We start from the raw sequence: 21,765 nt of genomic DNA, 5'->3' as shown, positions 1-21,765 counted from the left end.
CATTCGGATTTTGCATGTTTCTTGCGTCATCCGGACATGCTCGAAAGTGCGCCTTCTGACCTGCCGGATGATGTCGAAAGCCTTCGTGCGCTGCTGGCGGAAAGCCGTCTGGAGAATCATCGGCTGCGCTCGACACTGGTCTACCGCGACGCCCAGATCGAGAAGCTCCTGCTGCAGTTGGCCCGGCTCAAGCGGATGCAGTTTGGCGCGAAGTCCGAGAAGCTTGATCGGGAGATCGAGCAGCTCGAATTGCTGATCGAGGAGCTGCAGACGCCGAGCACGGTACCGCCGCGCGCCCCGGCCGATGCGGCTGCCGAGAAAGCAGTCCCGGTCCGCCGGCCATTGCCGGCACACCTGCCCCGGGAATCCGTTGTTCATGTCCCGGCCACCGTCTGCCCGAGCTGTGGCGGCACGCTGCGGGCGATCGGCGAGGACATCTCCGAAATGCTCGACTACGTGCCGGCGCATTGGAAGGTGATCCGGCATGTCCGGCCCAAGTGCGCCTGCGATGCCTGCCAGCGGATCGTGCAGGCCGAAGCCCCGTCGCGGCCGATTCCGCGGGGACTGGCCGCACCGGGTCTGCTGGCCCATGTGCTGGTATCCAAGTACTGCGACTCGCTGCCGCTGCACCGGCAATCCGAGATCTATGCCCGCGATGGCATCGAGATCGAGCGCTCGACACTCGCCGACTGGGTCGGCGGCAGTGCCGCGCTGCTCGCCCCGCTCATCGAGCGACTGGGCGCTTACGTCATGAGTGCTACCAAGCTGCATGCCGACGACACGCCGGTCCCGGTGCTGTCACCGGGAAAAGGCCAGACCAAGACCGGGCGCCTGTGGACCTATGTCCGGGATGATCGCCCGGCGGGGAGCAAAGCCCCGCCGGCCGTATTCTTCCAGTACACCCCGGATCGAAAGGGTGAGCATCCGCGGCAGCACCTGAAATCCTTCACCGGCACCCTGCAGGCCGACGGCTATGCCGGCTTCCACCACCTCTACGAAGCGGGACGGATCCGCGAAGCGGCCTGCTGGGCGCATGTCCGGCGGAAATTCTTCGACATCCATCAGGCCAATCAATCGCCGATTGCCAAAGCCGCACTCGACCGGATCGCGGCGCTCTACGGCATCGAGAAGGACATCCGAGGCCAGCCACCGGATGTGCGCCAGCAGCACCGACAATCCCGCGCTGGGCCCCTGCTCACCGAACTGAAAGATTGGCTGACCGCCACGCTGACGACGCTGTCGGCCAAGTCCGAACTCGCCGTCGCCATCCGCTACGCCACCTCGCGCTGGCCGGCGCTGACGCGCTATTGCGACGACGGGAATCTGGAGATCGACAACAACGCAGCCGAGCGCGCGCTGCGCGTCGTCGCCCTCGGCAGGAAGAACTACCTCTTCTGCGGCTCCGACGCCGGCGGCGAACGCGCTGCCGCAATCTACAGCCTGATTGGTACCGCCAAGCTCAACGGCCTCAATCCCGAGGCCTACCTGCGCGACGTCATCGGCCGCATCGCCGACCATCCCGCCAACCGTCTCGACGGACTGCTGCCCTGGAATCATCCCGAAGCAACGCGCTGATACCGATCAGCAAACAGCCTCACGGGCAATAGGCCTTCGCCGGACGCTTACGTTGCGCCAGGAGGGCGTGACCGAACCGAAGTACCCCAGGCGCGAGGCTGCAAGCGCGGTCGATGCGTGGGCCGAGCACCTGACCTCGGCGCTCAAGGCCGATGGCCACCGGCCGGTGCGCGAGCGCCGCACGGTCAAGATGCTCTACGAGCAGATCCGCGCGCTCGGCTACGCGGGCAGCTACGCCCGCGTCACCCGGTGGATTCGTGCCTGGCGCGCCGAGCAGGACGACGCCCCACGCCGGGCAGCCTTCGTACCGATGAGCTTCGAGCTGGGGGATGCCTTCCAATTCGACTGGAGCTGCGAGTACGTCTTCGTCGGCGGCCTGCGCCGCCGGCTCGAGGTCGCCCACACCAAGCTGGCCAGTTCCAGGGCCTTCTGGCTGACGGCTTACCCGGGCCAGAGCCACGAGATGCTGTTCGACGCCCACGCGCGCGCCTTCGAGGCGCTGGGAGGCATCCCCAGGCGCGGCCTGTACGACAACATGAAGACCGCCGTGGACCGGGTGGGTGTGGGCAAGCTGCGCTCGGTCAACGCCCGCTTCCAGGCCATGTGCTCGCACTACCTGTTCGAGCCCGAGTTCTGCAACCCGGCCTCGGGTTGGGAGAAGGGCATCGTCGAGAAGAACGTGCAGGACCGGCGCCGGCAGGTGTGGCGGGAAGCGAGCGAACGCCGCTGGAGCGACCTGGCCGCCCTGAACGCCTGGCTGGGCGAGCGCTGCCGCGCCTGCTGGGCCGAGACCGCCCACCCCGAGTGGCCAGCGCTGACCGTGGCCGAAGTGCTGCAGGACGAGCAGACCCGGTTGATGCCGTGCCCCCGGCCCTTCGACGGCTACGTGGAGCAGACCGTGCGCGTGTCGGCGACGGCGCTGGTGCACTTCCAGCGCAACCGCTACAGCGTGCCGACCCGCCACGTGAACGAGGTGCTGAGCCTGCGCGTGTACCCCAACACCCTGGTGCTGGTGGCCGACAGCGTCGAGGTGGCCCGGCATGCCAGGAGCTTCGAGCGCTACCTCACCTTCTACGACTGGCAGCACTACATCCCGCTGGTGCAGACCAAGCCGGGGGCGCTGCGCAACGGGGCGCCCTTCAAGGCCATGCCCGAGGTCCTGCAGACGCTGCAGCGGCACCTGCTGCGCCATGCGGGAGGCGACCGGGTGATGGCGCAGGTACTGGCCGCCGTGCCGGTGCACGGGCTGGAGGCCGTGCTGGTGGCCGCGGAGATCGCGCTGGAGACCGGGCGGCCCAGCGCCGAGCATGTGCTCAACGTGCTGGCGCGGCTGAAGGACGGCGCCCCTGCGCTGCGCGAGCTGACGCAGCCCACACCGATCTTGCGGGAAGAGCCCCGCGCCGACGTGCAGCGCTACGACGCGCTGCGCGACACACCCAGAAGCCCCCAGGAGGCCCAGCCATGAGCACCGAGATCGTCACGCGCCTGAAGGCGCTCAAGCTGCACGGCATGGCCTCGAACTGGCCGGAGCTGGTGGCGCGCTGCCGGCATGCGGCGCTGGAGCCGGAGCAGCTCGTCGAGCAGTTGCTCGATGCCGAGGGAGCCGAGCGCAACGTGCGCTCGATCGCGTACCAGATGAGCGCAGCCCGGTTCCCGGCGCATCGCGACCTGGCGGGCTTCGACTTCGGCGCCAGCGCGGTCGACGAGGCGCTGGTGCGCAAGCTGCACACCACCGCCTTCACCGAGGCGGCGCACAACGTGGTGCTCATCGGCGGGCCGGGCACGGGCAAGACGCACCTGGCGACGGCACTCGGCATCGAGGCGATCCAGCGGCATGGCAAGCGGGTGCGCTTCCACTCGACGGTGGAGCTGGTCAACGCGCTGGAGGCCGAGAAGGCCGCGGGCCGGGCTGGGCAGATCGCGCACCGGCTGATGTACGTGGACATGCTCGTCCTCGACGAGCTGGGCTACCTGCCGTTCAGCCAGGCTGGAGGTGCCTTGCTGTTCCACCTGCTGAGCAAGCTCTACGAGCACACCAGCGTGGTCATCACGACCAACCTGAGCTTCGGCGAGTGGGCGAGCGTGTTCGGGGACGCCAAGATGACCACGGCGCTGCTGGACCGGCTGACGCACCACTGCCACATCGTCGAGAGCGGCAACGACTCCTGGCGCTTCAAGCACAGCAGCACGACCACGGCCGCGGCTAGAACCCGGTCAACGACTCAACGCAGGAAAGGATCGAACCCAGACCCCAAAACCGCAGAGATATCCACAGACCAGGGCACCCTCGGGTAGCCTTCAGGGGTGGGTCAGTATTGAACGAGCAGACCGGGTCAGTTCACGGCGAGCGTCAACAGCGTAGCCAATAGAGCGCCTGACCGGCCTCCAGCTGGCCGGAGGTATCCAGTCCTTGGGCAATAGCGGTCAGCTTCTGGTCTGGGTGACGCTGAAACTCGAGCATAAACAGCTGCTGGTAATGGGCGAGATCGTCCTGAGCGATGTCGTCTTCAGCATGGGCAGGATAGAGCCATTGGATATTGGCAAATGCCTCCCTGGATACCTCACGTTCCGTGACGATGACCCAGGGAATACCTTTTTCCTGCCAGTAGCGCCTTTCAAGCTCAAGCCTCTCGATGACTTCTGGCTTCTGCAGGTCGGCACTGTACTTGGCCTGAATCGCGATGCTCGGGCGCTGAGGATCTTCGAAATCCACCAGGAAGTCGCTGGTCAGTACCTGCGGAGTACCCTTGTAACGCCCGTGGGGCAGGCCAAGCTCCTCTGCGATGCGCACCGTATCTTCGACCCGCATCGGGAACTGTTCACGGATATCGGTGACATGGGGAGACCGATCCAAGGTCAGGAAGATGGCCAGTTCAAGATCGGATAGAAGATGGTGTAAACGCCGGGTCTTGCTGCCAGGCAGACGGTGGGAGCGCCCCAGCGAGGATACGTCCCTGGTGTAGATGAACGGCTTGTAGTCCGATCCCTGGCCTTGGCCACGCCCGTCCTTGAGCCTTCTATCGATCTGGGCTTGGGTCAGCCCCTTGAATGTTCCAGACATGAGAAAGCCTGCCCCCTGTGTCGATGACCTCAACATAGCGGATGCAGGCTCAGGATGAAACTTTATTTATAAGGATGATACTTTATTTGTACGGATGAAACTTTATTTGCATCCCACAGCATGAGTGCTTCCCGGTGGCGATGCCGGTCACAGAGGCTTTCCAGTTGCCGCCATCCGGCCTTCAGTCGCCGGCGAGGCGGCGAGTGTCCAGGCAAGGCCGGGTTATTCCATCGGTGTTGCCATATCACACAAAACCACGGACAATCAATAATAAGTCTCATTAGCATCTGAATCTGAGTGGAGTGAAGCCGATCAAGCCCGACGTGGCGAACCTGTCCGTCCCCACCCACGGCAGCGTGTTCTGGAACGACGAACGCATGGGCGACGAGCAGCTCGCGCAGCGGCTGCAGGCCTCCGCGCCGCGTCAACCGCAGCCCGAGGACCTCATCCGCGGCGACCGCCTGGTGGGCCTACGAGCGCGTCGCCCAGGTGTTGGCGGCTGCGCAGAAGTCCGGGTGTTGAAACTGAGCTTTGTGACCGACCCTGGCAGCGACCGGGGTGAGCCGAAAGACACCCCCCACGAAACTGCATCGGCACGCCCGCCCTGACGCCGGCGTGACGTCGTCGGCTGCACCGATCGCGGACTCCAGCACACGTGTGCGCCTGCGCGCTCGTGCCCGGCGCACCGAGCGGGCATGAGGTTTTGACGCGATGCCACCGAAGGAGGTGCTGACGGGATGCGGATGGAGGTGTTGGCGCCCGATAGGCCGAACCAGAAGAAGACAGACAGGAGGCGGCCTTGGATTTCAGATTGCTACGTTACTTTGTCGCAGTTGCGGAAGAACTGCATCTGGCCCGTGCAGCCGAGCGTCTGGGCATCGAGCAATCGCCTGTGTCGCGTGCGATGCGCGACCTGGAAAGCCAGCTCGGCGTACAGTTGTTCGACCGCAGCACACGCCTGACGCGGCTGACCTGGGCCGGCCAGGTGTTCCTCGGCGAATGCCGGCGCGTGCAGGCTACCGTGGAGCAGGCAGTCAAGAGCGCCAAGGCGGCTGCACAGGGCTACCAGGGCCATCTGCGCATCGCCATCTGCGACAGCCTGGCGCAGCCCCACATCGCCACCTTGCTGGCACGCAGCCGCGAGGATGAGCCCGAGCTGGAGATTCGCGTCTTCGAGCTGCCGTTCGCGCAGCAGCTCAAGATGCTGCACAACGATCTGCTGGACATCGGCTTTGCGTTGTCAAACGCGGTGCATGCTGGCCTCGTCGCTGAGCCGGTGTGGACCGATCCACTGTCGGTGATCGTGCCCGCACGCCACCCCTTGCTGGCACACATGCAGGTGCCGCTGGCCGAAGCCTTGAAGTTCCCGCTGGTTCTGTGCCATCCCGAATCGGGATCGGGCTGCCGCCATCAGATTCAAGCGATGCTGCAGGACGCGGGCACGCCGCTCAAGCTGGTCGATGAAGTGACCAGCCTCGGCGTGATGCTGACCCTGGTCGGCGCCGGCTACGGCATCGGCTTCGCCATCGCCTCGCAAGTGCAGACCCTACAGCGCCCGGACATCTCCATTCGTCCCCTGGCCGGCACCCCACCGATGCTCTCTACCTACCTGCTGCGCCGCCAGGGCGAACCCTCGGAGCCCATGATGCGGTTCATCGAGCGGGTGAAAGACAAGGCCGCGCCGATCGATGATGAGCCGGTCCTTTGAGGACGCAGCTCGCCTGTCCGTTGCGACCTGTGGCGTGGTGTGCCAGTAGACAGATAGACTTCGGAATGAAATCCGATGCTCTGGCTGTTGGTGGATGTGCTTGGCTCGCTTTGGATCACCCGCAACGGCCTGCGTTGACCAGGCCGAAGACTTGAGTCCACAATCGAGTCCATTCCGTGACGCTTGGATCGGAAAAGACGTTCGTAATAAACGAGTTAGCGAACGGGTGCTGTTCCCATCACCCGCTCCATTCAACCCGGAGGTTGATATGGACGCGCAAGCTGTACTCCCACGCGATGTTGCCTCCGACGTATGGCAGGACTGGACCAGTCTCGATTGGGCCGGTATCCACCAGACGGTTAGGAGGCTACAAACTCGCATAGCGAAGGCGATACGAGAAGGTGACTGGCGCGGCGCAAAACGCCTGCAAAAGTTGCTGACTCGCACGACAAGCGCGAAAGCGCTGGCTGTACGTCGTGTCACTGAGAACCAAGGCCGTAGGACGCCGGGCGTGGACGGGGAAACCTGGTCCGCTCCGGATTCCAAATGGAAGGCGGTTCAATCGCTACACACCACGGGCTATAAGCCCAAACCCCTCAGACGGGTCCACATCCCAAAGGCCAACGGGGAAAAGCGGCCGCTGGGCATTCCGACGATGAAGGACCGAGCTATGCAGGCGCTGTTTCTGCTTGCACTCGACCCCATCGCGGAAAGCACGGCGGACGAGAACTCCTACGGTTTTCGGCCCTTCAGATCCACAGCAGATGCCATCGTCCAGTGCAAGAATTTATTAGCACGGGGGCATTCGTCGAAATGGGTACTCGAAGCGGACATCAAGGGATGCTTTGACAACATCAGCCACGACTGGCTGTTGCAGCACATTCCAACGGATCGGAAGGTGTTGCAGCGCTGGCTCAAGGCGGGTGTGGTTGAAATGGGTCGTCTGTCCCCCACAGAAGCCGGAACGCCCCAGGGTGGCATCATCAGCCCTGTCCTGGCGAACATGACCCTGGATGGGCTCGAATCGCTCCTCGCGGAACGGTTCAAGAGCCGCAAGCACAAAGTCCACATGGTCCGGTATGCGGATGACTTTGTCGTGACCGGTAGCTCGAAGGAGTTGCTGGAAGCACAGGTCAAGCCCGTAATCGAGGAATTCTTGGCTGAGCGCGGTCTATGGCTCTCACCAACGAAAACCAAGATCACCCACATATCAGACGGCTTCGACTTCTTGGGATGGAATGTCAGGTGGGTCCGCAATGGCCTGCAGGTCAAACCATCGAAGAAGAATCGTCTCGCGCACTACGACAAACTCAGGCAGCAGATTCACGAACTGCGCACGGCCAAACAGGAAAACGTGATCCTGTCGCTCAACCCGATCATTCGGGGATGGGCGCGGTATCACATCCCGGTGGCCGTCGCGGCGACGTTCAAGAAGATGGATCACCTGCTATGGGGGAAGTTGTGGGCGTGGGCGAAACGGAGGCATCCAAGCAAGGGTAAGCGCTGGATTAAAAAGCGCTACTTCCGCAGGGAAGGAGCCCGAGATTGGGTGTTCGCCGTCGATGGCATGCGGCTCTTGAGGTACTCGGACTTTCACTTCCGGGAGCACTTCAAGATTAAAGCCGACGCTAACCCTTACGATCCGAAATGGGATGCTTATTTTGACGAATGTCTCACTCGTCTGATGATGGCTACCTTGACGGGACGCAAGAAGCTGGCATGGTTGTGGCGGGAGCAGGGAGGAAAGTGCCCTGTCTGCGGTCAGCCGATCACCAAGCAAACCCGGTGGCATGTCCACCACAAGGTTCGCCGAAGCGACGGAGGCTCGGACAAGCTGACTAATCTGCAATTGCTGCATCCAACATGTCATCGTCAGATTCACTCTCAGCCTGCGGGAAGCCCTCGTAGGAACGGGAGTCCAGAAGCGGGTTAGCAATACAAGCGAATCCGTCTTCTTCTTTTGCACACGGCCTTTTTTTTTTTTTCAACCACTTAGATGTGGAAGGAGAGGGTCGTGGGCGTACGTTTATCAGCTACCGCAGCAGTGTTCGCGGGGATGCTTTTAGGACCCAGCATGGCATCGGCTGAAGCCGACTACATGCTTGCGGACCTGAAGTATCTCTGTGAAGCGCCGGGGACACCCAGCGTTAAATGCGAATGGTATATACGGGGCATAATCGAACAAATAAGGCCTGAACTGGAGAAGAGGTACGCAGAAAACCTCTCGATGAAATCCTGCCTGGCCAGAATGTACGATCAAGTCCCGCGTTTCGACTTTGCACTGGTTGTATGGAAGCACGCGGACGCAGCGTGGAAAGGTGCCCCAAATTCGGGGTTAAACCCAGAAATATGGGGGTTTAACAAACCGGCCGCCAGAGCCATTTCCGCCTCAGTCGACATGTATTGCGTCGATGAAACGGTAAGAAAGGCACTGAAGGACGCAGGGGTCCGTACACGTTAGCAAAAAGAGAAGTTTTTAAAGGCCGTTTCACAGTGATACAGCCGGTCCGGATATAATTCAGTCAGTCCGGACTTAAAGCTGCATGAGCCGTATGAGGGGAAACCCTCACGTACGGTTCTAGGGGGAGGGGGTGGCCGCGAGGCCGCCCCCTTACCCGACTGCTAGCGTGGGTTCGATTCCCATCACCCGCTCCATTTTCTTCCGCTGCGTATCACGCCCATGACCGCCAATGCCGATCCGCTGATCATCGCGGGCAAGACTTACCGTTCCCGCCTGCTGGTGGGCTCCGGCAAGTACAAGGACCTGGAACAGACCCGCGAGGCCACCGAGGCCAGCGGCGCCGAGATCATCACGGTGGCGATCCGCCGCACCAACATCGGGCAGAACCAGGGCGAGCCCAACCTGCTCGACGTGGTTCCGCCCAGCCGCTACACCATCCTGCCCAATACCGCCGGCTGCTACACCGCCGAGGATGCCGTGCGCACCTGCCGCCTGGCCCGCGAGCTGCTGGACGGGCACAAGCTGGTGAAGCTGGAAGTGCTGGGCGATCCGAAGACGCTGTACCCGGACGTGACGGCCACGCTGGAAGCGGCCAGGACCCTGGTCAAGGAAGGCTTCGACGTGATGGTCTACACCAGCGACGATCCCATCCTCTGCAAGCGCCTGGAGGAGATCGGCTGCGTGGCCGTGATGCCGCTGGCGGCGCCCATCGGCTCGGGCCTGGGCATCCAGAACCGCTACAACCTGCTGACCATCATCGAGAATGCCAAGGTGCCCATCATCGTCGATGCCGGCGTGGGCACCGCCTCCGATGCCGCCATCGCCATGGAGCTGGGCTGCGACGGGGTGCTGATGAACACGGCCATCGCCGAGGCGAAGAACCCGGTACTGATGGCCTCGGCGATGCGCAAGGCCATCGAGGCCGGCCGCGAGGCGCGCCTGGCCGGACGCATGCCGCGCCGCCGCTACGCCAGCGCGTCCTCGCCGCTGGAAGGCATCATCTGAGCATGTCGGGTCCCGGGGACCGGCAGGGTGACGCCCCGCAGGACGCGGAAACCCCGCACCTGCGCCGCATCCGCTCCTTCGTGCGCCGCGAAGGACGCATGACCGACGGCCAGGAGCGCTCGCTGGCCGAGCAGTGGCCGCGCTACGGTATCGAGCCTTCCGCAGGGCCGCTGGATCTTGCCGCCGTCTTCGGCCGCGCCGCGCCGGTGATGTTCGAGATCGGCTTCGGCGCCGGCGACCATCTGCTGGCGCGCGCCGCCGCCGAACCCGGCTGGAATTTCATCGGCGTGGAGGTGCATCGCCCGGGCGTGGGCCGCGTGCTGAACCGCGCCGCCGCCGCGGGCCTGACCAACCTGCGCGTGGCCAGCCATGATGCCGTGGAGCTGCTGCGCGACAGCATTCCCGACGCCAGCCTGGACCAGGTGGTGATCCAGTTTCCCGATCCCTGGCACAAGAAGCGCCATCACAAGCGCCGCCTGGTGCAGCCGGAGTTCGCGCAGCTGGTGGTCCGGAAGCTCAAGCCTGGAGGCGAGCTGCAGCTGGCCACCGACTGGGCGCCCTACGCCGAGCACATGCTGGACGTCCTCAATGCCGCGCCCGGCCTGCGCAACCGTGCCGCGGACGGCCGCTACGTGCCGATGCCCGCCACCCGCCTGAAGACGCGCTTCGAGGCCCGCGGCGAACGCCTGGGGCACGAGGTCTTCGACCTGTCCTTCGAGCGCGCCTGATTCTTGCATCCCTTGCCGGTGGGCAAGGAATGCCGTCCCCGGGTGGCCATGGCCGCCGGCGTCCGGCGGTAAATCCAGCCCGGATTCCCAGCTTCCGGTGTTTTCCCCTATGCTCCCCCGTCACGCGGCGGTAACGGTTCCAGCTTAAGAGGCAGCATGTCCGCGAAACACCCCATCATCGGCGTCACCGGTTCCAGCGGTGCTGGCACCAGCACGGCCACGCGCGTGATGGAGGGTATCTTCGACCAGCTGGGCCTGCGCCCGGCGCTGATCGAGGGTGACGCCTTCCACGCCTACGATCGCAGCCAGGTGCGGCAGTCGCTGGAGCGCGCGCGCATCCGCGGCGAGAATTTCTCGCTGTTCGGGCCGTCCGCCAACCTGCTGGACCGGCTGGAGTCCACGCTGCGCGAGTATGGGGAGAGCGGCAGCGGCTGGACGCGCCACTACCTGCATACCGACGCCGAGGCGATCGAGGCCGGGCAGCCCGCGGGGACCTTCACGCCCTGGGAGCGCCTGCCGCCGGATACCGACGTGCTGTTCTACGAGGGGCTGCACGGCGGCTACGTCAGCGAGGACTGCAACGTCGCCGGCTGCATGGACCTGCTGATCGGCGTAACGCCGGTGATCAACCTGGAGTGGATCCAGAAGATCAGCCGCGACACCGCCGAGCGCGGCTACCGCCCGGAGGAGGTCACCGGCACGATCCTGCGCCGCCTGCCGGACTACGTGAACTACATCACCCCGCAGTTCTCGCGCACCGACATCAACTTCCAGCGCGTGCCGCTGGTGGACACCAGCAATCCCTTCGTGGTGCGGGAGATCCCGCAGCCGGAGGAGACGCTGTTCGTGGTGCACTTCAACGAGCATTCGCGCATCCAGTCCGACTTCGAGTTCCTCAAGCGCGAGCTGCCCGGCACCTTCCGCAGCCACGAGCAGACCCTGGTGGTGCCGGGTCCCCTGCAGGCACAGGCGATGGAACTGATCCTGCGCCCCGCCATCGAACAGCTGGCTCGCCGCCGGGCCGAGGCCCTGCGCAGCGCCGCCTGAGCCCTGCAGTCCCCGGCGGTCACGCCCTGCCCCACGAGGCCCGCATGAAGAAGAACCCGCTCGGCCGCACCGGCCTGGATGTCACCGAAATCTGCCTGGGCACCATGACCTGGGGCGAGCAGAACAGCGAGGCGCAGGCCCATGAGCAGATGGACTATGCGGTGGCGCAGGGCATCAATTTCTTCGATGCCGCCGAGATGTACCCGGTGCCGCCCAAGCCGGAGACGCAGGGCCGCACCGAGCAGTACATCGGCAGCTGGCTGCGCAAGACCGGCAAGCGCCAGGAGCTGATCCTGGCCACCAAGGTCACCGGGCCGGGCCTGTTCCCCTACCTGCGCGGCGGGACGCGCCTGGACCGCGAGTCGGTCATCCGTGCCTGCGAGGACAACCTGCGGCGCCTGGGCACCGACTACATCGACCTCTACCAGATCCACTGGCCCCAGCGCCCGACGAACTACTTCGGCAAGCTCGGCTACGAGCAGCGCGGCGAGGACGGCGGCGTGCCGCTGGAAGAAACGCTGGAGGCCCTGGGGGAGCTCGTGCGGCAGGGCAAGGTGCGCCACGCCGGCATCTCCAACGAAACGCCCTGGGGCCTGTCCGAGTACCTGCGCCTGTCGCGCGAGAAGGGCCTGCCGCGCGTCGCCAGCATCCAGAACCCCTACAGCCTGCTCAACCGCAGCTTCGAGGTGGGCCTGGCGGAGTTCGCGATGCGCGAGGACGTCAGCCTGCTGGCCTATTCGCCGCTGGCCTTCGGCGTGCTCAGCGGCAAATACCTGCACGGCGCCCGCCCGGCCGACGGCCGCATCACGCTGTTCTCGCGCTTCACGCGCTACACCAACGAGCAGGTGGAGCTGGCCACGCGCGAGTACGTGGCGCTGGCAGGTCGGCACGGCCTGGATCCGGCGCAGATGGCGCTGGCCTACGTGCGCACGAGGCCCTTCATGACGTCCACCATCATCGGCGCCACCACGATGGAGCAGCTGCGCAGCAACATCGCCAGCGTGGAACTGAAGCTGGGCAAGGATGTGATGCGGGGAATCGAGGAGATTCACGCGAGGTTCACGATTCCGGCACCGTAGGCGTATCCGCGCCGCGCATGTGCCTCGGTACGCGAGGCTGCGCGGCGCTACCCGGCATGAACGGTTCGTGGATGCTCCCATGGGCATGCCCAAGGCAACCCAAGAGTTTCCTTGCTTTCAGCCGCTTGCCGGCCCTCCCTCGTGCAGCGCCTTGAACCCCTCGCCCAACAGGCGTAAAACAAACTCACTCCCATCTGCGAGCGGCATGCAGGAGGCGGTCATGGCGGAGTGGTTGCGAGAGATGTCCGTCGGCCAGTGGTTCCAGACCGACGGCGAACCGTTCGAAATCGTCGGCCTCGATGCCGCGGCCGAGGTGGTGCTGGTGCAGCACTTCGACGGCACGCTGGAGGAAGTCGACTTCGACGCCTGGATGGAACTGGCCGCCCGGCCCTGCGCCCCGCCCGAGGATTATTCCGGCGCGCTGGACATCGGGCGTGACGACTACGGCCTCAACGACGACAGCCTTTCCCCCGGACGCTGGGACAACCCGGCGGACTTCATCGACCAGATGAACCTGTAGGGGGGGCGCGATGGGCGTGCTTTCCGGCTTCTTCCCGCCCACGCTGCCGCCGGCCTTCGAGTATCCGCTGGACGACGGCCTGCGCGTGCTGCTGCGGCCGATCCGCCGCGAGGATGCGCCGCGACTGCAGGAGGGCTTCCGCGGCCTGTCGAAGCTGGCGCGGCGCCGGCGCTTCCTGGATCACGTCGACGAACTCAGCGAGGAGCAGCTGGCGGCCTTCACATCCACCGACGATGCCGACCACGTCGCCTGGGGTGCGCTGAACCTGGAGAGGCCGGACGAGCCCGGCATCGGCGTGGCGCGCTACGTGCGCCTGGCCGACGATCCGCAGGCGGCGGACGTGGCCATCGTCATCGCCGACGAGTACCAGGGGCGCGGCACCGGCTTCGTGCTGCAGGCCTGCCTGCACCTCTGCGCGCACCGTGCCGGCATCCGTACCTTCTACTACGACGTGCTCTCCGACAACGAGCGCATCATCAAGCACCTGAAACTGATGGGCGCAGAGCACGCCGGCCGCGCCGACAACATCGACCGGCTGCGCCTGCCGGTCTACAGCCGCGCCTGGGACGTGCCGGACGGCAACGAGATCGGCCGGCGCTTTGCCGCCACCTTCCGCCGGCTGCGGAGCGTCACGCCGGCTTCCCCCTGAGCCGCCGTCCGGCGGCAGGCTTCTTGCTCGGTCCGTTTCTTGCAACGTCCGTGGGTGATCATCGCGGTCGCCGGATTGTTGTCGCGCGCGTTTCTGGTGCGTGCGGGCAACGGCAGGTAGGCTGAGCACCGTTCGGGGGAATCATGCTGATCGACAGCTTCACATCACCGCCACTACCTACGGCGTTCAAGTACCTGCTGGACGACGGCACCCCGGCGCTGATCCGCCCGGTCTACCCGGAGGATCTGCCGCGCCTGCGGGCCGGCATGGAATCCCTGCTGAGATTGCCGCATCGCCGCCGGACGGTGGCAGGCTTCGAGCAGCTCAGCGACGAGGAGTTCGGCCAGCTGATGCTGCCGGACCAGAAGACCCAGGTGATCTGGGGGGCGCTCAACCTCGACAAGCCCGAGGAGCCGGGCATCGGCGTGGCCCGCTTTGCCGTGATCCCCGGCGAGCCGGCCGCGGCCGACGTGGCCATCGCCATCGGCGAGCCCTACCGCCGCCAGGGCGCCGGGCAGGTCCTGCACGCCTGCCTGCACCTCACCGCCCGTCTCTACGGGATCAAGCGCTTCTACTACGACGTGCATGCCGACAACCAGCGCTTCATCCGCCTGCTGCATGCCCTGGGGGCCCGGCAGGAGGGGTCGGCCCACCACATCGAGCGGCTGTCCCTGCCGGTCTACCAGCGTGCCGTCAGCGTGCCCTCCGCCAATCCGCTGGGCATGCGCTTCGCCGACGTGTTCCGCCGCCTGCACCGCGCGGAGCCGATGCCGGTGGAAGACTTCGTGCTGCCGCTGGCCGGGCAGAAGGCCTAGGCCCGCTGCAGCCGCCGGTTGAGCTGCAGCAGGATCCACAGCGCCGGCAGGCCCAGCGCCGAGGTATAGAGGAAGAAGCCGACGAAGCCCACCTGGTCCACCACCCAGCCCGAGGCGCCGCCCAGCAGCTTGCCCGGCAGCGTGAACAGCGAGCTGAACAGTGCGTACTGCGTCGCGGTGTAGGCGGTGTTCGTGAGACCCGACAGGTAGGCGATGAAGGCGGAGCCCGCCAGGCCGGCGGCGAGATTGTCGGCGCTGATCACCAGCGCCAGGCCTTCCAGGCTCGGCGCTCCGTGGATCGCCAGCGCGGCGAAGCAGAGGTTGCTCAGGATCACCGCCACGCCACCGATCACCAGTGCCCGCAGCGCGCCCCAGCGGGCGACGGCGAGGCCGCCGAGGAAGGCGCCGAGGATCGACATCACCACGCCATAGCCCTTGGCGATGGCGGCGATCTGCTTCAGCGTGTAGCCCAGGCTGAGATAGAAGGGGTTGGCCATCACGCCCATGGTGATGTCGGTGAGGCGGAACAGGCCGACGAAGCACAGGATCAGGGCGCCCAGCTTCAGGCCGTTGCGCTCGAAGAAATCGATGAAGGGACAGACCACCGCGCCCACGAACCAGGCGCCGGCATGGCGCAGCCCTTCCGGCCAGTGCCGGCGCTGCTCGATGAAGCGCGTGACGCGCTCTTCCTGCAGCAGCGTATCGCGGCTGATCTTCTGCTCGGGTTCGGCGATCAGCAGCGTGGTCAGCAGGCCCACGCCGACCAGCGCGGCCATCGTCAGGTAGGCCGTGTGCCAGCTCTGCTCGGCGGCGAGGTACAGCGCCCCGGCGCCGGCCACGATCAGGGCGATGCGGTAGCCCAGCTGGTAGGCGGCGGACATGTTGCCCTGCATGGCCTGCTCGGCGGCCTCGATCCGCCAGGCGTCGATCGCGATGTCCTGCGTGGCCGAGGAGAAGGCCACCAGCAGGGCGCAGCCGATCATCGTGCGCAGCTGCGTCGCCGGGTCGTGCAGCGCCAGGCCGGCAAGGCCGCAGGCCAGGCCGATCTGCGCCAGCAGCATCCAGCTGCGCCGGCGTCCGAGCAGGCGCGTGAGCCCCGGCAGCGGCAGGCGGTCCACCACCGGTGCCCAGAAGAACTTGATGGAGTAGGTGATGCCCACCCAACTCAGCATGCCGATGGTGGCGCGCTCGATGCCGGCCTGCGCCAGCCAGGCCGAGAGCGTGGAGAACACCAGCAGGAAGGGCAGGCCGGCGGAGAAGCCCAGGAACAGCATGCTGGCCACCCGGGGGTGGCCGTACATGCGCAGGGAGTCGAGCCAGCCGCGGGGGGCGGCCGCTTCAGAGGCCATAGTCGAGCGTCAGCGGGGCGTGGTCGGAGAAGCGCTCGGCCTTGTAGACGCTGCCCTTCTTCAGCTTGTCCTTCAGGCCCGGCGTGACGATCTGGTAGTCGATGCGCCACCCCACGTTGTTGGCCCAGGCCTGGCCGCGGTTGCTCCACCAGGTGTAGGCCTCGCCCTCCTGTTCCGGGTACAGCGTGCGGTAGGCATCGACCCAGCCCACGGCGCCCAGCACCAGGTCCAGCCATTCGCGCTCGTGCGGCAGGAAGCCCGAGTTCTTCTGGTTGGAGCGCCAGTTCTTCAGGTCGATGTTGCGGTGGGCGATATTCCAGTCGCCGCAGACGATGTACTGGCGGCCGCTGCCCATCCACTCGCGCATGCGGGGCAGGAAGAATTCCAGGAAGCGGTCCTTGCTGGCCTGGCGCTCCGGGCCGGCCGAGCCGGAGGGCAGGTACAGGGACACCACGGACAGGTCGCCGAAGCGCATTTCCAGATACCGTCCCTCGGCGTCGAATTCCTCGTTGCCGAGCGTGCTCAGCACGGCGTCCGGCTTGCGGCGCGAGTAGATCGCGACCCCGGAGTAGCCCTTGCGCAGGGCGCTGTTGAACTGTACGTGCCAGCCCTCCGGGTGGAACAGCGGGTCGGCCAGGTCGTCCGGCTGGGCCTTGGTCTCCTGCACGCAAAGGATGTCGGCCTTCTGCTTCGGTAGCCAGTCGAACAGGTTCTTGCGGGCGGCCGAGCGCAGGCCGTTGGCATTCAGGGAGATGACGCGCATCGGTGGGCTTCGTTCTTGGGCGATAATGCGCATGTTATCCGGTGAGCACGCCTCACGCCGAAATCCTGAAATCCATGCACGCCTACCAGTCCGCCTTCCTCAAGCTGGCCCTCGAACACGAGGTGCTCAAGTTCGGTTCCTTCACCTTGAAGTCCGGCCGCACCAGCCCCTATTTCTTCAACCTGGGCAAGATTTCCAGCGGCGGCGCCATGCGCGAGTTGGGCAAGGCCTATGCCCAGGCCCTGCAGCAGGCCGGCATCGGCTACGACATGCTGTTCGGCCCGGCCTACAAGGGCATCCCCCTGGTCACGGCGGTGGCCCTGGCCCTGGCCGAGCAGGGCCGGGACGTTCCCTACGCCTACAACCGCAAGGAAGCCAAGGACCACGGCGAGGGCGGCACCCTGGTCGGCGCCGCCCCCAAGGGCCGCGTGGTGATCGTGGACGATGTGCTGACCGCCGGTACCGCCCTGCGCGAGGCGGTGCGCCTGCTGCGCGCCGCCGGCGCCGAGCCGGTGGCCGCGGTGATCGCCCTGGACCGCCAGGAGAAGGGCCCCAGCGGCGCGTCCGCCGTGCAGGAGATGGAACGGGATTCCGGCATCCGCGTGCTGCCGCTGGTCAATGTCCGCAGCCTGCTGGACTACCTGAGCCAGGGCGCCGCCGATCCGGCCACCATCGACGCCATTCGGGCGTATCAGGCGCAGTACGGGGTTTAGCGTAAACTCGAAGGCTGTTGAGATGGAGAGGATACGTCGATGATCAAGACGACTGCCCCCCTGCTGGCGGCCGCCCTGCTGGCGGCGCTGTCCCTGCCGGTACAGTCTGCTACCGAGCCGACGAAGCCTGCGAAGGCGCAGGCCAAGTCAGGGACTTACGGCAAGATCCAGTGCTGGACCGACGATCAGGGCAATCGTGCCTGCGGCGACCGTGTGCCGCCCGAGTATGCCAGCAAGGAACTGGAAACCGTGGATCGGCAGGGGCGCGTGGTGAATACGCGGTCCAGGGAGAAGACGGCCGAGGAAATCGCGGCCGAGGAAAAGGCGGCGGCGGAAGCTGCGGCGGCCAAGGTCAAGGCTGAAAAGCAGGCGGCCTACGACAAGTTCCTCACCGACAGCTACTCCAGCGTCAAGGATCTGGAACGGGCGCGCAACGAGCGCCTGGCGACGCTGGACGGACGCGTGAACCTGGCCAACCAGTCGATCGAGGGCTCCGAGGCATCGAAGGCGGACTTGCAGAAGCGCATCGACGGCATGCTCAAGAAGGGCCGCCCGGCGGCGGAGCAGCAGAAGCAGTTGCGCGATGTGGAGAAAGCCCTGCGCGACAACCGGGCGGCGATCGCCCAGATGCAGAAGGATCGCGAAAGCGTCTGCAGCGACTTCCTGCGCGACATCCAGCGTTACCAGGAGCTGAAGATGGGCGCCGCCGCCTACGCCGGCGAGTGCCCCAAGCCGGGATCGCCGGTGCTGGCAGCGGTCATCGAGAAACCGCTCCCGGCCGCTCCGAAGAAGAAGACCGACCAGGACAAGAAGAAGGACAAGAAGAAGGACGCCAAGAAGGACAAGAAGAACAAGGACGCCAAGAAGGACAAGAAGCCGGAGGAGTAAACCTCCGGCCGCGACGTCCTTCTAGCCCCGGATCAGCGTGCCGATGCCGGCGTCGGTGAACAGTTCCAGCAGCACGGAGTGCTCGACGCGGCCGTCGATGATGTGGGCGGACTTCACGCCGCTGTTCACCGCGTCCAGCGCGTAGCGCACCTTGGGCACCATGCCGCCGTGGATGGTGCCGTCCAGGATCAGGTCTTCCACCTGCGGTACGGTCAGGCCGGTGAGGATCTTGTCTTCCTTGTCCAGCACGCCCGGCGCGTTGGTCAGGAAGATGATCTTCTCGGCCTGCAGCACGGCGGCGATCTTGCCTGCCGCGACGTCGGCGTTGATGTTGTAGGCCTCGCCCTGCTCGCCCACGCCCACCGGCGCGATCACCGGGATGAAGCCGCCGGCTTCCAGGTGGCTGATGATGCGCGGGTCGATCTTTTCCACCTCGCCGACCTGGCCGATGTCCTGGCCGCTCTTGAGCAGCATCTTGCGCGCGCGGATCAGCGAGCCGTCCTTGCCGGTGAGCCCCACGGCGCGGCCGCCCTGCTGGTTGAGCGCGCTGACCACCGCCTTGTTGACCAGGCCGCCGAGCATCATCTCGACGACGTCCATGGTCTCCTCGTCGGTGACGCGCATGCCCTCGATGAATTCGCTCTTCTTGCCCAGGCGTTCCAGGTGCGAGCCGATCTGCGGGCCGCCGCCGTGCACCACCACCGGGTTCATGCCGACCAGCTTCATCAGCACGATGTCGCGCGCGAAGGACGCGATCATGTTGTCGTCCTTCATCGCGTTGCCGCCGTACTTGACCACGATGGTCTTGCCGGCGAAGCGGCGGATGTAGGGCAGCGCCTCCGTCAGGACGCGGGCGATGTTGTGGGCATTGATCAGATCTATCGGCATGGCTCTATCTCAGTGCTAAGTGCTAAGTGCTGAGGACTAAGTGCCAAGTGGGGGCGGTGCTTTTACTCAGCACTCAGTCCTCAGCACTCGGCACTGCTTTACTGTTTCCCAGTGCTACCGAAACCACCGGTCCCGCGCGCCGTCGCGTGAAAGTCGGCGACGGTCTCGAAGTTCGCGCGCACCACCGGCAGGAACACCAGCTGCGCGATGCGCTCGCCCGGGTTGATCGTGAAGCTGTCGCGCCCGCGGTTCCAGCAGGACACCATCAGCTCGCCCTGGTAGTCGGAGTCGATCAGGCCCACGAGGTTGCCGAGCACGATGCCATGCTTGTGGCCCAGTCCGGAACGCGGAAGGATCACGGCGGCGAGGTTCGGGTCGGCGATGTAGATCGCAAGGCCGGTCTTCAGCAGCGTGGTGTCGCCGGGGGCGAGCGTCAGCGGCGCGTCGAGCACGGCGCGCAGGTCCAGGCCGGCGGAGCCGTCGGTGGCATAGGCCGGCAAGGGAAGTTCCGACCCGACCCGCGGGTCGAGGATCTTGATCTGGATCGTGTGCATGTCAGGCCGTGGTGGCGGTATAGCGGTCGGCGATCAGCCGGGCAAGGTCGCGTGCGAGATCGTGCTTGTGGGCCGGCGCCAGTTCCTGGCCGCCGCCCTTCCAGTAGACGCTGAGCTGGTTGTCGTCCCGGTCGAAGGCCTTGCCGTTGCCGACCAGGTTGGCCGCGATCAGGTCCAGCTGCTTGCGCTCCAGCTTGCCGCGGGCGTGTTCTTCCAGCTTCTCGGTCTCGGCCGCGAAGCCGACGATGAAGAGCTTCGGGTTCTCCTGGCGCAGCGTGGCGAGGATGTCCGGGTTCTTCACCAGGCGCAGTTCCATCGCGTCGCTGGATTTCTTGATCTTCTGTTCGGCGACCGTGTCCATGCGGTAGTCGGCCACCGCGGCGGCGCCCACGAAGAGCTGTGCGCCGGCCACCGCCTCGCGGCTGGCGGCGAGCATTTCGGCAGCGGTTTCCACGGACGCCCGCTGCACGCCGGCCGGCGCCGCGAGCTGCGTCGGGCCGCTGACCAGGGTGACGCTGGCGCCCAGGCGGGCGAGGGCGGCGGCGACCGCGTAGCCCATCTTGCCGGAAGAGCGGTTGGTGATGAAGCGCACCGGGTCGATGGCCTCGCGCGTCGGGCCGGCGGTGACCACGGCCTTCACGCCGCGCAGCGGGCCGTCGCCGAACAGGCGCAGGACCGCCTCGCGGATGTCCAGCGGCTCGCTCATGCGGCCTTCGCCGGTCTCGCCGCAGGCCTGGAAGCCGGCGCCGGGGCCGACGGTGCGGATGCCGCGCTGGCGCAGCGTCGCGATATTGGCTTGCGTGGCGGGATTGGCCCACATCAGCCGGTTCATCGCCGGCGCCACCAGGATCGGCCGGTCGGTGGCCAGGCACAGCGTGGTCAGCAGGTCGTTGGCCATGCCGGAGGCCAGGCGCGCCAGGAAATCCGCGCTGGCGGGGGCCACGACGATGGCATCGGGCCAGCGCGCCAGTTCGATGTGCCCCATGGCCGCCTCGGCGGCCGGGTCGAACAGCTCGGTGCGGACGTCGCGGCCGGACAGGGCCTGGAAGGTCAGCGGGCGCACGAACTCGGTGGCGGAGGCGGTCATCGCCACCTGCACCTCCGCCCCGGCGTCCATCAGCCGGCGCACGAGGTCGGCCGCCTTGTAGGCGGCAATACCGCCGGTCACACCCAGGAGAATGCGGCGCCCGTCGAGCCGTGGTTCATTCGTTTGCATCGCAATATTCTATCCCCATCAACCAGGGGGCGACGCCGGATGGCGATCACGGATTGGCCGGAGGGCGAGCGCCCCCGGGAGAAGGCGCTGGCGCGGGGGGCGGCCAGCCTGTCGGACGCCGAATTGCTGGCGATCTTCCTGCGGACGGGGGTTCCCGGCACCAGCGCCGTGGACCTGGCCCGGGAGCTTCTGGGCCGCTTCGGCGGCCTGCGCGGCCTGCTGAAGGCCTCGCGGGAGGAGTTCTGCACCGGCCGGGGCCTGGGCGATGCCAAGTACGTGCAGCTGCAGGCCTGCGTGGAGATGGCCCGGCGCTACCTGGCGGAGGAGCTGAAGGCCAGGCCGGCCCTGAGCAGCCCCGAGGGCGCCCGCGACTACCTGGTGGCCCGCCTGCGCGACCTGGACCGGGAGGTCTTCGGGGCGCTGTTCCTGGACGCCCAGCACCAGGTGCTGGCCTTCGAGGAGCTGGCCCTGGGCACGCTGGATTCCGCGGCGGTCTACCCGCGCGAGGTGCTGAAGGCGGCGCTGCGGCACAACGCGGCGGCGGTGATCTTTGCCCACAACCACCCGTCCGGCGTGTCCGAGCCCAGCGCGGCGGACCGGGCGCTGACCGAGCGGCTCAAGGCGGTGCTGGGGCAGGTGGATATCCGGGTGCTGGATCACTTCGTGATCGGGGAGGGGCGGCCGGCTTCGTTTGCGGAGAGGGGGTGGTTGTGAAGCCCGAGCAGCGTGGAGGCCCCTGGCGCAAA

At 66.2% G+C, this 21,765-nt stretch carries 22 protein-coding genes; 16 read left to right on the top strand and 6 right to left on the bottom strand.

The genetic code is table 11. The features are described 5' to 3' along the window. The first annotated feature begins 36 nt into the window (after window positions 1–36). From tnpC to istB, 3 genes are read left to right on the top strand one after another with little or no spacing between them, the layout of a single operon-like run. Window positions 37–1,575, top strand: a complete 1,539-nt coding sequence (tnpC, locus tag C3942_RS11140; protein WP_104230455.1) for an IS66 family transposase — start codon at window positions 37–39, stop codon at window positions 1,573–1,575. After that, complete coding sequence (istA, locus tag C3942_RS11135) at window positions 1,553–3,040, top strand: IS21 family transposase (RefSeq protein ID WP_104230525.1); 1,488 nt, start codon at window positions 1,553–1,555, stop codon at window positions 3,038–3,040. The genes tnpC and istA overlap by 23 nt, the downstream gene beginning before the upstream one ends. Next, complete coding sequence (gene istB, locus C3942_RS11130) at window positions 3,037–3,870, top strand: IS21-like element helper ATPase IstB (protein ID WP_104230454.1); 834 nt, start codon at window positions 3,037–3,039, stop codon at window positions 3,868–3,870. Before istA ends, istB begins: the two co-directional genes overlap by 4 nt. A gap of 55 nt (window positions 3,871–3,925) precedes the next feature. Here the strand turns inward: istB and C3942_RS11125 are convergent, their stop codons facing one another. Continuing rightward, window positions 3,926–4,636 (bottom strand): TnsA endonuclease N-terminal domain-containing protein, encoded by a 711-nt coding sequence (locus C3942_RS11125; protein WP_243393579.1) that lies wholly within the window; start codon window positions 4,634–4,636, stop codon window positions 3,926–3,928. 302 nt (window positions 4,637–4,938) lie between these two features. Between C3942_RS11125 and C3942_RS22280 the strand changes: the two genes are divergently transcribed. From C3942_RS22280 to C3942_RS11075, 10 genes are all read left to right on the top strand, one after another. Beyond that, entirely contained in the window at window positions 4,939–5,244 is a 306-nt protein-coding gene (locus C3942_RS22280; protein ID WP_207766056.1) for an ExbD/TolR family protein, read from the top strand. A 191-nt stretch (window positions 5,245–5,435) separates the two neighbouring features. Next, window positions 5,436–6,344 (top strand): LysR family transcriptional regulator, encoded by a 909-nt coding sequence (locus C3942_RS11115; RefSeq protein WP_104230453.1) that lies wholly within the window; start codon window positions 5,436–5,438, stop codon window positions 6,342–6,344. Between the two features lie 268 nt (window positions 6,345–6,612). Beyond that, window positions 6,613–8,277: a group II intron reverse transcriptase/maturase gene (gene ltrA / locus C3942_RS11110; RefSeq protein ID WP_104230452.1), complete on the top strand. Its 1,665-nt coding sequence runs from the start codon at window positions 6,613–6,615 to the stop codon at window positions 8,275–8,277. Between the two features lie 747 nt (window positions 8,278–9,024). Then, window positions 9,025–9,810, top strand: coding sequence for a thiazole synthase (locus tag C3942_RS11105; protein WP_104230451.1), 786 nt, complete (start codon window positions 9,025–9,027; stop codon window positions 9,808–9,810). A gap of 2 nt (window positions 9,811–9,812) precedes the next feature. Beyond that, entirely contained in the window at window positions 9,813–10,538 is a 726-nt protein-coding gene (trmB, locus tag C3942_RS11100) for a tRNA (guanosine(46)-N7)-methyltransferase TrmB (protein WP_104230450.1), read from the top strand. Between the two features lie 156 nt (window positions 10,539–10,694). After that, window positions 10,695–11,585 carry a phosphoribulokinase gene (locus tag C3942_RS11095; RefSeq protein WP_104230449.1) on the top strand — a complete coding sequence of 297 codons (891 nt, stop codon included), beginning with the start codon at window positions 10,695–10,697 and terminating at the stop codon, window positions 11,583–11,585. 44 nt (window positions 11,586–11,629) lie between these two features. After that, window positions 11,630–12,664, top strand: coding sequence for an NADP(H)-dependent aldo-keto reductase (locus C3942_RS11090; protein ID WP_104230448.1), 1,035 nt, complete (start codon window positions 11,630–11,632; stop codon window positions 12,662–12,664). Between the two features lie 220 nt (window positions 12,665–12,884). Beyond that, entirely contained in the window at window positions 12,885–13,184 is a 300-nt protein-coding gene (locus C3942_RS11085) for a DUF6763 family protein (RefSeq protein WP_104230524.1), read from the top strand. Window positions 13,185–13,194: 10 nt separating this feature from the next. Then, window positions 13,195–13,833, top strand: a complete 639-nt coding sequence (locus C3942_RS11080) for a GNAT family N-acetyltransferase (protein WP_104230447.1) — start codon at window positions 13,195–13,197, stop codon at window positions 13,831–13,833. Between the two features lie 143 nt (window positions 13,834–13,976). Next, window positions 13,977–14,648, top strand: a complete 672-nt coding sequence (locus C3942_RS11075) for a GNAT family N-acetyltransferase (RefSeq protein ID WP_243393578.1) — start codon at window positions 13,977–13,979, stop codon at window positions 14,646–14,648. Here C3942_RS11075 and C3942_RS11070 read toward each other — a convergent pair. Continuing rightward, entirely contained in the window at window positions 14,645–15,997 is a 1,353-nt protein-coding gene (locus tag C3942_RS11070; RefSeq protein ID WP_104230446.1) for an AmpG family muropeptide MFS transporter, read from the bottom strand. The two genes, C3942_RS11075 and C3942_RS11070, sit on opposite strands and share 4 nt — an antisense overlap. After that, a complete protein-coding gene (locus C3942_RS11065; RefSeq protein WP_104230445.1) occupies window positions 15,987–16,760 on the bottom strand; it encodes an exodeoxyribonuclease III in 774 nt (257 codons plus the stop codon). Before C3942_RS11065 ends, C3942_RS11070 begins: the two co-directional genes overlap by 11 nt. Window positions 16,761–16,834: 74 nt before the next feature. Here C3942_RS11065 and pyrE point away from each other — a divergent pair, with 74 nt between their 5' ends. After that, window positions 16,835–17,473, top strand: coding sequence for an orotate phosphoribosyltransferase (gene pyrE, locus C3942_RS11060; RefSeq protein WP_104230444.1), 639 nt, complete (start codon window positions 16,835–16,837; stop codon window positions 17,471–17,473). Window positions 17,474–17,512: 39 nt separating this feature from the next. After that, complete coding sequence (locus C3942_RS11055) at window positions 17,513–18,361, top strand: hypothetical protein (protein WP_104230443.1); 849 nt, start codon at window positions 17,513–17,515, stop codon at window positions 18,359–18,361. A 21-nt stretch (window positions 18,362–18,382) separates the two neighbouring features. On the opposite strand, the gene argB is transcribed toward C3942_RS11055, so the two are convergent. The 3 genes from argB to coaBC form a co-directional block, all read right to left on the bottom strand. Next, complete coding sequence (gene argB, locus C3942_RS11050) at window positions 18,383–19,249, bottom strand: acetylglutamate kinase (protein WP_104230442.1); 867 nt, start codon at window positions 19,247–19,249, stop codon at window positions 18,383–18,385. A 98-nt stretch (window positions 19,250–19,347) separates the two neighbouring features. Beyond that, a complete protein-coding gene (gene dut / locus C3942_RS11045) occupies window positions 19,348–19,803 on the bottom strand; it encodes a dUTP diphosphatase (protein WP_104230441.1) in 456 nt (151 codons plus the stop codon). A 1-nt stretch (window position 19,804) separates the two neighbouring features. Next, window positions 19,805–21,019 (bottom strand): bifunctional phosphopantothenoylcysteine decarboxylase/phosphopantothenate--cysteine ligase CoaBC, encoded by a 1,215-nt coding sequence (gene coaBC, locus C3942_RS11040; protein ID WP_104230440.1) that lies wholly within the window; start codon window positions 21,017–21,019, stop codon window positions 19,805–19,807. A gap of 39 nt (window positions 21,020–21,058) precedes the next feature. Here coaBC and radC point away from each other — a divergent pair, with 39 nt between their 5' ends. After that, on the top strand, window positions 21,059–21,733 hold the full coding sequence (gene radC, locus C3942_RS11035) for a RadC family protein (protein ID WP_104230439.1): 675 nt from the start codon (window positions 21,059–21,061) through the stop codon (window positions 21,731–21,733). Window positions 21,734–21,765 lie beyond the last annotated feature (32 nt).

The organism is Solimonas fluminis, assembly GCF_002930645.1.
Classification (GTDB): Bacteria; Pseudomonadota; Gammaproteobacteria; order Nevskiales; family Nevskiaceae; genus Solimonas_A; species Solimonas_A fluminis.
Note: the sequence above shows the minus strand (reverse complement) of the source record. Positions and strands in the feature narration are given on the sequence as shown.